This window comes from Neobacillus sp. FSL H8-0543 (assembly GCF_038592905.1).
GTDB lineage: Bacteria > Bacillota > Bacilli > Bacillales > Cytobacillaceae > Neobacillus.
On record NZ_CP151943.1, the window covers coordinates 1803714 to 1819200 of the forward strand.

The window sequence follows — 15487 nt, forward strand, 5'->3', positions numbered from 1 at the left end:
CGATATTAATAAGATATAATATAAACAAACTGGAAAAAGAAGATGATATTTTGTTATGTAAAAGCCTAGAGTTTAGGAATGCTGTTGGACAGAAGATTAAAATTATCGATATCCCAGTATTAGAAAAAAACAATCGATTCTATTTTATGATCCAAGTTCGATTACAACTATTTATTTCAATTTTTTATACTAAACCGCAACCCAAAAGCTGCTATTCCTTCCGGGAATATCTGAAACGAAAAATGAGTTGGCCTGACTTCAAGGAATTATATAGAATTCTAGAGTTTAGACATAATGCTTAACTTTCTAAATGTTTTTCATCTATAAAACCTTATATACTCAATGGGATGTTCCAACAAAGGGTCTGACCTCTCAGCAAAAACATCGAGAGATCAGACCCTTTTTGGACATTTAATTTGTTCTATTAAATATTTCTAGCTGCCTAATAAACGTTCCGGATAGAGCAGATTGTCCATTGATAAAAATGTTCCTTACATTTATTACTTATATGGATGGATTAACTATAAACCAGCTCTTTTTCTTTTAGACTAAGTGTTTCTGCTGTTGAGGTATGGATTTCGCGCAGAAGCTCCGGGTTTTTCATTAGTGACTTGCCAAACGAAGGAATCATTTCTTTGATTTTCGGTTCCCATTCTTTCATACGTTCTGGGAAACATTTTCGGATGACCTCAAGCATCACGTGAACGGCTGTTGACGCACCTGGAGAAGCTCCTAGTAAAGCTGCAATCGTGCCATCTGCTCCACAAATTACTTCCGTACCAAATTGAAGCGTACCTTTACCAGCTTCCGTATCTTTTATTACTTGCACACGTTGGCCGGCAACGATTAAATCCCAATCCTCAGCGATAGCGTTTGGGATAAACTCCCTGAGCTCTTCCATGCGCTGTTCTTTCGATGCTATCACCTGCTGAATCAGGTATTTTGTCAATGACATCTCTTTGGCACCCGCTGCCAGCATCGTCAAGACATTATTCGGTTTGACGGAAGTGACCAAATCAAGCATGGAACCGGTTTTTAGAAACTTTGGCGAGAAGCCTGCAAACGGTCCAAACAGCAATGATTTTTGATTATCGATAAATCTTGTGTCAAGATGAGGAACAGACATTGGCGGTGCTCCAACCTTCGCTTTGCCATATACCTTCGCATGATGCTGGGCGACAACATCTGGATTGTTACATACCATGAAAAGTCCGCTTACCGGGAATCCTCCGATATGCTTTGACTCAGGAATACCGGTCTTTTGCAGTAAAGACAGACTTCCTCCCCCGCCTCCGATAAAGACGAATTTCGCTGTATGGTGTTTGACCGTACCGCTAAAAAGATTCTGCACCTTCAAATCCCACATGCCATCGCTCGTCCGTTTAATATCATTAACACTATGATTATAGTTTATGAGGACATCTTTATTCTCTAAATGGTCAAATAACTTGCGCGTTAAAGCACCAAAGTTAACATCCGTGCCAGAGTCGATATTGGTTGCCGCGATTGGTTCATTCCACTTGCGGCCTTCCATAATAAGCGGCATCCATTCCATCAGTTTTTCCGGATCATCGGAAAACTCCATCCCTTGGAATAGCGGATTTTTTGACATCGCTTCAAACCGTTTCTTTAAAAATGCTACATTTTGTTCCCCTAGAACTAAGCTCATATGGGGCAATTGTCTGATAAAGTCCTGCGGGTTATCTAACAGCTTGCTTTTTAAAAGGTACGACCAAAACTGCATGGAAACCTGGAACTGTTCATTTATATTGATCGCTTTACTAATATCTACAGATCCATCCGGTTTTTCAACCGTGTAGTTAAGCTCGCACAAGGCTGCATGCCCTGTTCCTGCATTATTCCATTCGTTCGAGCTTTCCTCCCCGGCGTTTTCAAGCTTCTCAAACACCTTAATTTCCCATTCCGGCACTAATTTTTTCAAGATTGTCCCTAATGTCGCACTCATGATTCCAGCACCAATTAATATAACGTCTGTTTTCGTTTCACTGTTGCTCATTTTTATCAACCTTTTCTCTTGAATTTGCAGTAAAGATATAAGCGCACACACCAAGCTAAGACTTGGCCAAGTCACACAGCTTTTCTGTATACAATATTTAAAGATTATAATATTAACTATTATAAGACAATTGTAAATTATTTAAAAGTTTGTAGATTGGGAGAATTCCATCCTGGAGGAGAAAGAGTACATAGGCATTAAACCTTAGATAAATAAATTAGTCGTACTACATGAACATTGTACCTAAAGTTATTTATTCGAAATTTAGTACTAAAACAACCACATCTTTAAATAGACTAATTATATATCACTTGATACATATCACTGAATATATAATAAAGGAGTTTAGCATGGCACCGAAACAAAAGTTTACTAAACAGGAGATTATTATCGCAGCATTTGATCTTGCTAAAGATAAAGGATTAGATTCCATCACAATTAGAAACGTAGCTCAAAAGCTAGGAAGCTCCATAGCACCCATTTACGTAAATTTTAACAATATCGATGAACTGATACAGGAAGTAGTAAAAAAAGCATTTGAGGTTTCAAGACAGATGCTAATGGAGCAGAAATCAGGTCATCCATTCCGAGATATCGGAATTGCTAGTCTTAGATTTGCGAAAGAATATAGTGTACTTTATAGAGATTTGATAATCAAAAATAACCCTCATATGAAATACGAAAACGAAAACATTTACATTGTTATTGAACAAATGAAAAAGGATCCAATGTTGTCTCATTTTTCTGATGAAGAATTGAAGACGATTTTATTCAAAATGCAAACGTTCCAAACTGGTCTTTCTGTTATGGTAGCAAATAAATTACTTCCAGAGGATTGTGATGAAAAGTTGATTGAGATTTTGGACAGCACAGCAGCGGATATTATCGCTGCTGCTCATTTAAGAAATAACGGGTCGTTAGCGTGATAATCATAAAGGAGGTAGGATTTTATGCAAAACAGAAATGTTATTATTACGGGTGCCAATTCTGGAATAGGTAAAGCCTCAGCACTTAAATTTGCCACAGAGGGATACAACATTATTATGGCTTGTAGGGATATGGTGTTTAGTAGAAACGTCCAAAAAGAAATTATCGATATCTCTAAGAATAAAAATGTCTATTTAATGCAAGTGGATATGTCTTCGTTTAATTCCATCCGTACATTTTGCTCAGAATACAAAAGTAAATTTGAAAAAGTGGATATATTAATCCATAACGCAGCTTATTTTAATCATGGTGAAAAATATCAACTTAGTCCCGATCATATTGAGCTGACTTTTGCTACGAATGTATTTGGGCCTTTTTTGATGACGACATTATTATTGGATCACCTAAAAAAATCTGATGAACCTAAAATCTTTCATGCAGGTAGTAATATCATTAAGCATTTTTTTGACTTGAAAACCAAAATAATTTTTGATAACCTACAAGGCGAATTCAAGGATAGTAGATCCCATAGTGTGTATAAAATGTATTGCCAATCTAAAATGGCATTATTGATGCTCACATTTAAAATGGCTGAAATGTTTAAAGATGATGGGATCAAAGTAAATGCATTACAAATCAATGGTGCAAAAATGTCAAAGCGAATGATAAAAAAAGTCAAACCTTGGTGGCGACCAATCACGTGGGTGCAAAATTTATTTATTCCACCAACTTCATATATGGCCAATAACTATTTTGAAATATGCACCTCCGATACATTTCAACATGTAACCGGAAAGCTTTTCAACGATAAATTAGAAATTATGCAAGTGGCCCCTAATGAATATCCTGGTTTTTTCAAACAAGTAAAACGTGTCCTCGGTTCCAGTTTCTATCCCACATATGCAAATAAGAAAGACGTTATGGACCAACTATGGGAGTTAAGTATTGAGTTAACTAACGACCATTCTATCCACTCCACCTTAAAATCTTGAAGTTTTCTAAGTAAGATCTATATACCAATACTGCATCTACTGTTTAGTCATTATAAGAAATAGTCGGTATGCACCATTCACTATTTCTTATTATTTCTCCTTCGATTTCACTTGTATCCTTTGAAATATTTTAAAGAAGCCTATAGACTTGCCGCAAGTTTTTTTCGAATACTTCCAACAATCCAAAGCAACAGAGGGATTCCAACCATATTAATAGGTAATACATAATAAACCCAATACGTTTTCATATAGCCAAAGGTGTACGAAGGATTTGGAACAAACATGGCTATTGCGAAAAAAAGGGGTGCTGCAAACCAAACCATTTTACGCCAGTCTTTTATCTTGAACAATTGAGAGGTTCCATAACAAACCAAAAAGAAATATAGTGCCAACTTGATAAAAGCGCTAAGAATCCAGACTAACACGGCAATAATTTCTAAGTTTTGGATAAAGTCCATTACTGATATGTAGCTAACCATATCAAAAGCAGGGTGGCGCAGTTTAGAGGATATCTCTGGTCCAAAAGTCAGTAAAACCGCTACAGCAACGGAACTACAGATAATACCACTCAAAACAATCCCCCATACTGCGCTCTTTGTTGCCTTATTCGGCTCATTCATAAACGAAACGAGCATTAGCATCATAACTGACTCTCCAAAGAAAGCCAGTGGTGTTAATGCTCCATTCCAAATTGGAAGTATTCCCGTATCTACAAAAACTGGGAGAAAATTGTTAACATCAAAATCTTTAATCGATAAAATCGTCATTAAGGCTACGGAAAGAATTATAATAGGACCGAATACTTCGCTGCACCGTCCAATACCTTCAATCCCTCCCAAATAAGTTACGTAAATGAGTAACAAAAGCACAGTTACATAAAAGATCCACGGTGGCGTGGAAGGAAGAAGAATGGTAATCGTAAAATCGGCAAATTCCCTTAATATGTTGCCGATTACAGAATACCATTGAATGAAATAAATAATTACACAGGCTGTTCCAAGCCACTTTCCCAAAATAAGTTTACTAAATTCAACTAATGAACAACTAGGATGAAGCAAGGCGGTTTTAGTGGCAACATACACAATCAGTATCCCCAAAAGGCTTGCAATCAAGTAAGCAATCCAAACATCTTGCTTGGCGTTCTGCATTACTGGACTAATTGTAAGTAAGATTACATTTCCCGTTTCAAAAGTGAACATCAGCCAAAATATTTGAAGTCCTGAAAGTTTCATTTTTCTATCTCACTTTCCTTAAACAATAGAGATGGTCCTTCATTTCCAATACGTTTAATCTTGACTCTTGCTCTTACATTAATGTTTGTTTCAGAAAATGTTTGATCCCAATTCGTCTTTAATCTCTTCCACCGAATGGGATTCTTGCGATGAATAGCTTCGCCAAAACCAAAGATATCTATACCATATTCTTTTTGTACTTTTGTAATGGTTTGTTTAACTTGCTTTTGCACCTCTTTTTCAAACTCCATTTCAAGTAACTTAAGATTTTTGGTATTCATCATATTTAAACCTGAATTGCTTTCTGAGAGAGTTCCCTCGCCAACCAAGGTAACAGTGAAACTGGGCTTTTCATTTTTACCGAAATTCGGTTCTATTTTGCTGTTAATCTTTGTTAATTTCAAACTCGAATTTGCACCACCTTTTTTAATGCTGATGGTTTTTTTTTTAAGAATTCCCATTACCCAAAGTGTATTCTTGTTTCCTTCATCGTTTAGAAACCCAAGTAATTTAAGGTTTTTATCAAACAGGCTGACTCCAGCTAAACGCAAAACCTTAGGGTTAGGAGAATCCTCTTTGCCTGTTTCCCCCTCAAGGGAGTCGCTAATTTCTATAGAAGGGATGGACGGACGAATACCGTCAAGGTTTGCAGCGATAAGGAACTTTAAATAAGCTGTATCTCCCCTTCCACCACTTTGCCGGTGTTCTTTTAACGTGGCAATAGCAGGAGGTTTCTCTAATGGGTTAGCTAGTTTAATGATTTCTTTTGCTTTACCTCCCTTTACCACAAACACATCTGAACGAAGGCTGACATCTGGGGTTCGATTATTAATATCAAACTTTTTTTTGAGACCGCTGGTGGCAAATTCCTCACCAATAAAGATAATGCGACGATGACCAAAATATGCCTCCCTAGGCAGCTTTGTCTGTATGTTATCTAGGGCTTCTTCTACATTCTTCCCTATGGCAGAAACCGTAAAAAAACCTTTTCCAGTAGCCCCACCGCCACCGCCTCCGCCTCCGCCTTGGGTTTGTACATTAGAAGGAATGACGATTTGCCCGCTAATTTCGACACCACCATTTTCAGCTAAATCCCAGCCTGTTGCCAGCCAAATGGCTCTGTCATTTAATTCCTTACGATCCCAACAGCCTGTGATGAATAGTAAGGAGAAGCATACCGCAAAACTTAAAACTGTTTTCATTACTCTCTCCCCCCTTTTTGGGAAGTTGGCTTTTGCCCGGAAGGGGTCCGCTGTTTTTTCCATCCCAATGTGAATATCGGTCCATATCGGTTACTCCATCTTGGTGACCGTAATAGCACATCTTTTAAGTCTCCCGGAATTTGCGGGGCCACTGGGTTAAAATACGGAACCCCGAAAGAGCGAAGGTTCACAAGGTGAATGATTAACACAATAAAGCCGATGACGATACCGTACAAGCCGAACATTCCTGCTAAAATGAGCATCGGAAACCTAACAAGCCGCAATGCCGTTCCGAGGTTGTACCTTGGGATGGAAAAGGAAGCAATTCCGGTTGTCGCTACAATAATCACCGTTGTAGATGAGACAATTCCTGCTTGTACCGCAGCTTGTCCAACGACAAGTGCTCCGACAATACTAACGGCTGAGCCTACCGCTTTTGGCAGACGGATCCCCGCTTCCCGCAGCCCCTCAAACACTAACTCCATAAGCAGCGCTTCAATAATGGTGGGGAATGGAACGCCATCCCGGGCAGCTGCGATACTGATAAGAAGGGTAGTCGGAATGAGTTTAGGGTGAAAGGTGACCAAGGCGACATAAATAGAGGGTAAAAACATTGTAATATTAAACAAGAAATAACGGATGAATCGAATAAAGGAAGTGTAAATAAACCGTTCATAGTAGTCTTCCACCGCTTGTAGTCCGTTCCAAAAAGTCATTGGAACAATAAGAGCAAACGGAGTGTTATCGACCAGTATCGCAACTTTCCCTTCTAACAGGTTTGCTATTACAATATCTGGCCGTTCCGTATTTTGAATTTGCGGGAACGGAGAATAAGGAGCGTCTTCAATAAATTCTTCAATATACGCTGATTCCAGGATCCCGTCAATTTGAATCCGGCTAAGTCTTGTTCGGACTTCATCCAATAGCGCTTCTGTAGCAAGTCCCTCGATATAAGCGATTGCTACATCAGTTTGTGAAAGCTCGCCTATACTCATGGACTCTAGTTTAAGCCTTGTACTGCGGATTCTTTTTCTTAATAGGGCTGTGTTTGTCCTTAATGACTCTGTAAACCCGTCCCTCGGACCCCGAATCGAAACCTCGCTCGATGGCTCCTCAACACTTCTTTTTTCTGATCCCTGCAAACTCGCAATTAATGCCTTTGCTTCCCCCTCCACTAATACCCCTAGATTTCCTTTTAAAATTTCATCTACTAGTTTGCCTAATTCAGAAATTGTCTTAACAGGAGTGGCAGCTAAGAGCTGATGTTCAATAAATTGCCCAAGTGTGCCACCTTTATTCAAACCATTTGGCAGCCCTTGAAACATCAATGGATTTAATAGTAATATGTCAAGTGTTTTCGTGTCGGTTAACCCTTCTAAATAAAACAATAGAATTTTAGGTTCCCCATTTATCTGGATAGGTCGAATCGTAAAATCTGAGCAATTTTGAAATAGATTCTTTAAAATTTGTTCATTTATGGAAAGGTTGGAACATAGGTTTTCAGTCTGAACTTCGGAAGGTAGTACAGTCTTTTTTTTTATCTTCTGTTTTACCTGTCGTTTACCGTACTTGAACATATGAGGACACTCCTTTGAAGATATTTTTTCCATTTAGGAGATGTTGTATGCACTTGTTCAGACTTTAAGAGGAACCTGTCTTTCTCCTATCTATCATTAATCTCTTTTGAGTAGCCTTTATTTAGTCATTCAGTATAAATAAATAATCAAAAGATACCTTAATAAGTTACAAAAAAGCTACCCTCAAATGAATAAAGGATAGCTTTCTATGCTGCAAGTTTTTGGTTTTTACTTTTATCAAGTAAATACTTTAGCAGTTTTTTACATCGCGGTAAGGAAAAGCCCACGATCGGGCCCAAGAAAAAGGCAATGATTACCGTTCCAACCCCTACTGGGCCACCTAATGCCCAACCGAGAATGAGAACAAGCACTTCCATTCCATTACGAACCCATTGTAAACTCCATCCTGTTTTGTCTACAATCATGATCATGATACTATCTCGAGGTCCAGAACCCAAATCCGCCGAAACATAGAGTCCAATTCCAAAACCTAATAGAACAACACCTATGACATAGGAAACTACTGCTCCTATGAAACTATCGATACTTGGCAAAAGCCATAAAAAGAAATCCATAAAAATACCAAGTAACAGCATATTTAAAAACGCACCTATTTTAGGCAGCTTTTTCGTTGCAATCGAGGCAGCAGTTAACAAGAGGAATCCTATGATTATAGACCATGTGCCAATTGTTAGCCCCAGCTTCAGAAACATTCCATAATGAAACACATCCCAAGGACCGATTCCTAATAACTCGCCTTCAATCGTTAAAGCCGCACCAAATGCTAAAACAAGCATTCCTAAAACAAAAAACGACCAGCGAAGAACCATTCTTTCTCACCATTTCCCCTCTAATCTCAAAACTTTTCACCTGACCACTATACCATACCAATTATTGCGTCAACCATAAAAACTAAATGGAAATGATAGAAACAAGGGGACGGATCTGCTGGTTTTTTTGCTAGAAGCGAAATGAGGCACCATTAACTGCTCTCTGCAAAAAACATCCAAACGATTAAATTAAATTCTTTCTTTTATTTTTCCAATCACTGTCTTATAGAAGTTGATTTCATGAGGTACGAATTGGTCCCTGCCAACATAATTTTCAAAAAAAATCTTATCGCCATTCTTCCCCATTTCAAATCCTCTTATCTTAACTGATTCTCTCTCACCAAACCAAAGTTCAACAAAGTGGTTAAACTCTACTCTTACAATCCCTGCTACTTCGTCTTGAAGCGTAAAGTCTTCGAAGGATTTTTCACTTTTGTATAAAAATGAGTGGGCTAATTCTTTATCTATAAAATCATCTGTTATGACACAATAATCAATGATCCCCAATGGAAGTAACTCCTCAAAGGAAACATCGATCCCAACCTCTTCTTTAATTTCTCTTACACCGTCTTGAACGGTTTCATCAGCCAATAGATGCCCTGCAGCTGTAATATCTAACAGATTCGGATAGTCGCGTTTGGTTTGACTGCGAAGCTGTAAATATATATAATCAGTGCCCTCTTCTTTATGAGTAAACCAACAATGAAAGGTTTCGTGCCAATAACCGAATCTATGTACTTCTTCACGAGTGGCAACTCCTATAGGATTCCTGTCATCATCAAAAATTTTTAATTGTTCCGTTTGCACATATTTCCCCCCTTAAGCCTTCGTCTTACTTCTAAAAATAGCTATCAAATACGAGCTATTAAACTTTCACTACATTGTTGAAATTATCGCTCTTTTTTAAATTTCAGAAAATCTAAGACATTACCGGCATTTTTTTAAATTAATGAAATCTTAAATTCCTCTATTAAATCCTTAAATGCTGGTCGGATATTGCCATCTCGCCCAACGACTGCCTCGGCGGTCACTAAGGAATTCAAAACGGCTTCTTCTGTCGCTTCTCCTACCGCTCTAAAAGCCAAGTCCATATCTTCTTCATGAATCGTTGGGAGGGAGAGAAGTTGTTCTGGTTTTTCATGTGGAATTTTCGTTGCAGTTGAAAACCCGATAACGACCTCTCCACTTCCCGTTGTAATAATCGAACCTGTTCGGGATAAACCTGTAACGGATCGTTTGATGATTCTGTTTAGCTGTCTCTCTGAAACCGGGAGATCGGTGGCAACGATAATCATCACAGACCCTTTATCCTCTTCCTTATAAGACTGGAGGATTGCTTCCTTTAAATCTTCTCCGACTGCTTTTCCGTTAACCCTAAGATCACTTAAAATCCCAAAATTCGAAAGGACAAGAACGCCAATCTTGTACGTGCCATGCTCCATTTTCATGATTCGAGAGGAAGAGCCAATCCCCCCTTTCAGAGAGTAGCAAAGCATACCCGTACCCGCGCCAACACTTCCTTCTTGGAATTCAAACGAGGTATTTTCAAGTGCTTGCTGAATATGTTCTGGCTTCACAAACTTTTCCCTTACATCATTTAATAACATATCATTGCATTCCCCAACGATTGGGTTAACTGTTCCAGTGGTTCGCCCGATTTCAGGGTTACGAGCTAACATATAGTCGATCAACGTATCCACTGCTGTCCCGACATTTAAAGTGTTTGTTAAAAGAATAGGTGTCTCCAAGGTACCTAATTCTTTCATTTGAATCGTTCCCATTGTTTTGCCAAATCCGTTAATGACATGGCTGGAGGCGATCAGCTTCTCTCGAAAGGTATTTCCTTGATGTGGCAAAATCGCTGTGACTCCTGTTTGCATGCTGTTCTGGCTCAGTGTCACATGGCCGACGGTCACTCCCTCTACATCTGTAATCGCATTATAATATCCCGGCTCCAAACGACCGATTTTCACTCCATAATCACGTATCCTTTTTTGATTGAACATATAAAATCTCCTTTATGTGTACTACGGGGACGGTTCTCCTGGCTTTTTTTTCGTGCCAGAACCCCACAAGATGCACGAATAATTTCATACTTGCCATTAATAACTAAAAAAACGACAGATAACTGTCGTTCGTTCGTATTTCTTTTTCTAAAAAAATCACTCAATCTCTTTCCTTAGCTCTCTGTGTATCTCTAATGTTCTTTTGAACGGTAATCGCCGCAAATAAACTAAGAACAAATGCCATCCCATAAAATCCCTTTTCGCTTAAGTCAATGCTTCCTGCATTGTAAAGTCCGATACCCATTAATGAAATAGAAATAACAAGAGCCAGCCAACTAATTCCATAGTAAATATTCGTAACAGGGATTCCCTCGTCTTTATCTCTTACTGCTTTTTGTAGTGATACCGCTGCATAAAGTCCGAAAATTAAAACGGAAAAGTAATATCCCTTTTCGTTCAATTGCATCGATGCATTAAATAAGCCAATGAGATAGGCCGTAACACCTACTAATAACGCTGCCCATGAAGCCCCAATAAAAGCTGGAGTCGGTTCTCCCTCTTTTCTTTCTACCTTTATTTTTGGTTCATTTCGCTTTCCTTTATCTAATAAAACCTCATGATCATTAGACATTAAATGTTTCTCCCCCGTCTTTTGATATTAAAATGGATCACCAGTTACACTAAGGTGCTCTACATAGTTCTATTATATAGAATTTTCTTACAAATAATAGATATTTTTTCTTCATCTTCAAATTGGGTTTCTGGCTAGGTAATCCACGGCGCGGTTATGCTGCTTCATTCAGACAGGCTTTTGGTTTTATATAACTATTTCTTGGTTTTATTAGAGCAACCGTTACTTTATTTACAGCTTATTTCACAATTGCACACAAAAAAGAATCTCTTCAAATTATGAACAGAGTTTCTTTTTATTCTATAAGCCATTTATAGATTTCTACTGTTGTTTTTTCTATATTACTTTGTCCATTTAAATAATATAAAGGTGTTTTTATTTGGTTCAATTCTTTCATAATTTTTTTATAAAAAGAATGCGCAAAAACAGATGTATTGATAAAAACTGCGTCTACTCGTTTTATTATTGAAATATCTCGATTTTTCTCATCTACTTCAAAAAACTCTATTGTTGGTAAATGCTCCTTTAATTTAACTTGCCAACTTGGCGAACCTCCAAAAATGACAATTCTCTTTGAATGAATCAAATCAAACATGTTTTTTAAAGGAGGCGCCTTTTCTAAATCAGTCTTTTCTTCACGATACACCATATTTCTGAGCGCATGAACTTCAGTAGTATAATCATCCATCGTATTAATTTGCTGCTCTAGTTGACGTATTTTTGCTTGTGCCAGATAAAGTTCGCTTGTTACTCCTTCAAATTCCCTCTGTTGTCTTGTAAAAATAGATTCCCATTCCAATCGTTTTCGTGATAACTGGATTTCTTGTTCTTTTAATTGGGCTTCCTTAGATTTCATTTCAAAGTAAAAATCATATTTTGAATGGTCTAAATATAGATATTTTGTATCTCGATACAGGGAACCTAGACATTTAAGATAGAGACAGGTAATAAAAAATAAATCTTGATCCTCTTTAGATATGTAATTATATTTTTGGGCATATAGAACTTCCAAAAAAACCATATCTAAGTCGTATTTCGTTAACGGTATTTGTTCTGTTGCATCTAACTCATGAATTTTAAGTGTTTTAAGCCAACCGCCTAAAGCGCCGATATATTTTGCAGGAGAATCTTGAAACACCCTTTTCTCTGCCTGCTCTGTAGGACAATTCGGATCTGAGTAGTAAATTCTTTGCAAGTTATCACTAATTAAATACTCCAATAATGTCCCTAATGAAGTGAACCGTGGGTTTTTTGGTATGTTGTATTTCTGGTATAAAAAAGTAATCTCTTCCTTGTATTTTTCTATCATATCCTTGGAAAAAATGACCTTTTGCAATTTAATCTCATTTAGCGTTGTATGTAATACATTTTGAAAAGATTTCCACGCAACATTATTCGTATTGAATGATTTATCTTCTTTAACACACAGAAACCACAAGACAATATTTTGATTAATCAGTTCAATCTCTTTCACCATTTCCCTCTTTTTTCTACTTGAAAAAGTTCGCATAAAGTGTTCGAAATCAATATATGAATGTTGTTGTAGATATTGATAGACAAATTTGTATCCTTTTTTGATTAGCTGTTCCACTTGAGCAAAATTATTGTTTTGTTCAGACCAAGCAACGATCCCTGCCACTTGCCTAATTCTTTCTTCGCTATAAGTAGAGTACAAAGAAAATAATGGATTCTCCATTAATCCACTTCTTTTATACGCCTCATAATATTCCCATTCCTTTTTACGGTAAATAGTTTCAATAAACGGATGTAAATAGGAATTTCCACCTAATGCAATGATTAAAAATTGGTTTAATAGGATTGATTCTTGTGGTAGATTCTCTATTTGATACGCCATCGTCCTTTCACCTCAATTATTGGGACTTTTTAATAAATATATTTATAGTGTAGTTAAGCTAATTTCATCATTTTTACTGTATTTAGTAAATAATACCACAGCATCGTTCACAAAAACTTAACAAAACTTAACGAAACTAAACAAAACTTAACGAATTGTGATAAAAATCATATGTATTACTTATTTACACTAACTATAATAGGGCTATCGAAATAGTAAGGAGGTAACTTTACTATTTCAATGAAAGAGAAAACTACATAACGGAGGAAACAACATGCCAAAAAATCGTTATCTATCCTTTTTATTTGCCTTCATGCTTCTGTTTTTAGCAGCATGTGGGAACACAGAAACAAAAGATGCAGCAAAGGATAAAGAGGTTGCACCGAAAGCAGAACCAACTGAATTGATTCTTGCTACTACAACAAGTACTCAAGACAGTGGCTTACTTGATGTATTACTCCCAATCTTCGAAGAAGAAAACAATGTTAAAGTTAAAACGATTGCTGTTGGAACGGGTCAAGCATTAGAAATGGGAACAAAAGGGGAAGCAGACGTACTATTAGTACATGCCCCTAAGTCTGAAGAAGAAATCGTTGCCAGTGGTGACGCGATCAACCGTAAACGTGTCATGTATAATGACTTTGTATTGGTTGGACCAAAGGATAATCCAGCTGATGTAAGCGGAGAAGACATTGTTGCCGCATTCAAAAAGATCTCTGAAGTAAAAGCAAATTTTATTACTAGAGGAGATGACTCTGGTACTCACAAAAAGGAACTAGGCATTTGGACTTCTGCTGCTATTACACCAGAAGGTGACACATATATCTCAACTGGTCAAGGTATGGGAGCTTCTTTACAGATTGCGAATGAGAAATCTGGTTATATCTTAACAGACCGTGCTACTTGGCTTGCACAAGAGAAAAACTTAACAAACCTTCAAATTGTTGTTGAGGGTGGGAAAGACCTAATGAATATTTACCATGTAATGCAAGTGAATTCTGAAAAACATGATATGGTAAACAGCAAAGACGCAGAAAAGTTTGTTGAATTTATGATTAACAGCAAAACACAAGAAGAAATCGAGAAGTTCGGGAAAGAAGAATTTGGTCAATCTCTATTTATTAGTTATACAGAATAAGTTAAAGGAAGGTCCTTTTTGAAGGGACCTTCCTTTAACTTAAAATGATTTATTTTAATATATCATCAATGGAATTTGTCACATGAATTGACCGTGGTTGATAGTCAGAGACATATGTGACTGCCCCTTGACCGCCAAGGTAAAAGGCGGTTTCAGTTTGCTTTTCAGCAAATTGATCCAATCTCCGTAGCAGTTGAGAATCTGTTTCAAAGGGTAAGGTGGTTGTAGCAGACAACAGAACCATATTTGGCTTTAATTTGCTTACCAATGTTTCAATTGACCCTGGGGCTGGAGAAGCCCCAATTAATTGAGTTTTCCACCCCTTCATCATGAAACGCAAAAGGATCAGATGCAATGGTATCTCATGATATTCATGTGGCAGACAGGCTCCGAGAACAAATGGAGCAGATTCTCGATAGTGATAATTTCGTCGAATTTGAATCAAGAAATCCCTTACAACTAGGCTTGATACGGATTCCTGATATTCACTCCACTCATCATTCTCCCACTTTCTCCCTACCTCTTTTAAAAAAGGAAGCACGATACCGGTTAAAAAACTTTCGAGACCTACATGATGATAGGCTTGTTTTAAGATAAAATTTATTTCGATTTCATCACAGTGACTGCCTTTTTCTAGAAGCCGAAAAACATACTCATTCCACTGCTCATAATTAGAGGTTTCTTCCTTCGGTAATGGTACTTCAGGGTCTTCTTCAGACTCTTTTACAAGAAGAATAGATTTTTTTAGCGAATGACCTTGTTCCGAAAGTAACTTGATTTTCAAGAGCATTTTAACATCCTCTTGACTATAGATTCTATAACCATTTTCCAAACGTTTCGGTTGAATAATTCCATAACGTTCTTCCCATTTTCTAATCACTTGTTTCGATAATCCAGTCATGTCTGCGACTTGTTGAATCGAAAATAACCCATTTTTATGAGATTGAATCATCCTTTTCATCCCCTTAGTAACTGTCCAAATCCACATAAGTATTATAAGTATAACCAATCCCTATTTTTCGTACAACGTTATCACCACAAACATTATACAAAGATTAAAATCGTACGATATCCTTTATA

General features: G+C 37.3%; 14 protein-coding genes. 4 read left to right on the forward strand and 10 right to left on the reverse strand.

The genetic code is table 11. The annotated features are described in order from the left end of the window. The first annotated feature begins 50 nt into the window (after positions 1-50). Positions 51-302, forward strand: coding sequence for a DUF2535 family protein (locus tag NSS81_RS09140; protein ID WP_342433188.1), 252 nt, complete (start codon positions 51-53; stop codon positions 300-302). 215 nt (positions 303-517) lie between these two features. On the opposite strand, the gene NSS81_RS09145 is transcribed toward NSS81_RS09140, so the two are convergent. Continuing rightward, the gene (locus NSS81_RS09145; protein WP_342433983.1) at positions 518-2041 is read right to left on the reverse strand and encodes a malate:quinone oxidoreductase; all 1524 of its coding nucleotides are present in this window, start codon (positions 2039-2041) and stop codon (positions 518-520) included. A 326-nt stretch (positions 2042-2367) separates the two neighbouring features. Here NSS81_RS09145 and NSS81_RS09150 point away from each other — a divergent pair, with 326 nt between their 5' ends. Both NSS81_RS09150 and NSS81_RS09155 read left to right on the forward strand, forming a co-directional pair. Beyond that, positions 2368-2943, forward strand: a complete 576-nt coding sequence (locus NSS81_RS09150) for a TetR family transcriptional regulator (protein ID WP_342433189.1) — start codon at positions 2368-2370, stop codon at positions 2941-2943. 24 nt (positions 2944-2967) lie between these two features. After that, a complete protein-coding gene (locus NSS81_RS09155) occupies positions 2968-3936 on the forward strand; it encodes an SDR family NAD(P)-dependent oxidoreductase (RefSeq protein ID WP_342433190.1) in 969 nt (322 codons plus the stop codon). A 140-nt stretch (positions 3937-4076) separates the two neighbouring features. Here the strand turns inward: NSS81_RS09155 and NSS81_RS09160 are convergent, their stop codons facing one another. The 8 genes from NSS81_RS09160 to NSS81_RS09195 all read right to left on the reverse strand — a co-directional run bounded on the left by NSS81_RS09160 (position 4077) and on the right by NSS81_RS09195 (position 13269). Continuing rightward, positions 4077-5168, reverse strand: a complete 1092-nt coding sequence (locus NSS81_RS09160; protein ID WP_342433191.1) for an endospore germination permease — start codon at positions 5166-5168, stop codon at positions 4077-4079. Beyond that, positions 5165-6370 carry a Ger(x)C family spore germination protein gene (locus NSS81_RS09165; protein WP_342433192.1) on the reverse strand — a complete coding sequence of 402 codons (1206 nt, stop codon included), beginning with the start codon at positions 6368-6370 and terminating at the stop codon, positions 5165-5167. The genes NSS81_RS09160 and NSS81_RS09165 overlap by 4 nt, the downstream gene beginning before the upstream one ends. Next, positions 6370-7947, reverse strand: coding sequence for a spore germination protein (locus NSS81_RS09170; protein ID WP_342433193.1), 1578 nt, complete (start codon positions 7945-7947; stop codon positions 6370-6372). The genes NSS81_RS09165 and NSS81_RS09170 overlap by 1 nt, the downstream gene beginning before the upstream one ends. A gap of 206 nt (positions 7948-8153) precedes the next feature. Further along, on the reverse strand, positions 8154-8777 hold the full coding sequence (locus NSS81_RS09175; RefSeq protein ID WP_342433194.1) for a YitT family protein: 624 nt from the start codon (positions 8775-8777) through the stop codon (positions 8154-8156). 189 nt (positions 8778-8966) lie between these two features. After that, positions 8967-9584 (reverse strand): NUDIX domain-containing protein, encoded by a 618-nt coding sequence (locus tag NSS81_RS09180; RefSeq protein ID WP_342433195.1) that lies wholly within the window; start codon positions 9582-9584, stop codon positions 8967-8969. Between the two features lie 134 nt (positions 9585-9718). Further along, a complete protein-coding gene (locus NSS81_RS09185; RefSeq protein WP_342433196.1) occupies positions 9719-10783 on the reverse strand; it encodes a P1 family peptidase in 1065 nt (354 codons plus the stop codon). A 160-nt stretch (positions 10784-10943) separates the two neighbouring features. Then, positions 10944-11414, reverse strand: a complete 471-nt coding sequence (yiaA, locus tag NSS81_RS09190; RefSeq protein ID WP_342433197.1) for an inner membrane protein YiaA — start codon at positions 11412-11414, stop codon at positions 10944-10946. A 295-nt stretch (positions 11415-11709) separates the two neighbouring features. Next, positions 11710-13269 carry a hypothetical protein gene (locus NSS81_RS09195; protein WP_342433198.1) on the reverse strand — a complete coding sequence of 520 codons (1560 nt, stop codon included), beginning with the start codon at positions 13267-13269 and terminating at the stop codon, positions 11710-11712. Positions 13270-13543: 274 nt separating this feature from the next. Between NSS81_RS09195 and NSS81_RS09200 the strand changes: the two genes are divergently transcribed. Next, complete coding sequence (locus NSS81_RS09200; RefSeq protein ID WP_342433199.1) at positions 13544-14407, forward strand: substrate-binding domain-containing protein; 864 nt, start codon at positions 13544-13546, stop codon at positions 14405-14407. A gap of 49 nt (positions 14408-14456) precedes the next feature. On the opposite strand, the gene NSS81_RS09205 is transcribed toward NSS81_RS09200, so the two are convergent. After that, positions 14457-15359 (reverse strand): MerR family transcriptional regulator, encoded by a 903-nt coding sequence (locus tag NSS81_RS09205; RefSeq protein ID WP_342433200.1) that lies wholly within the window; start codon positions 15357-15359, stop codon positions 14457-14459. Positions 15360-15487: the final 128 nt, after the last annotated feature.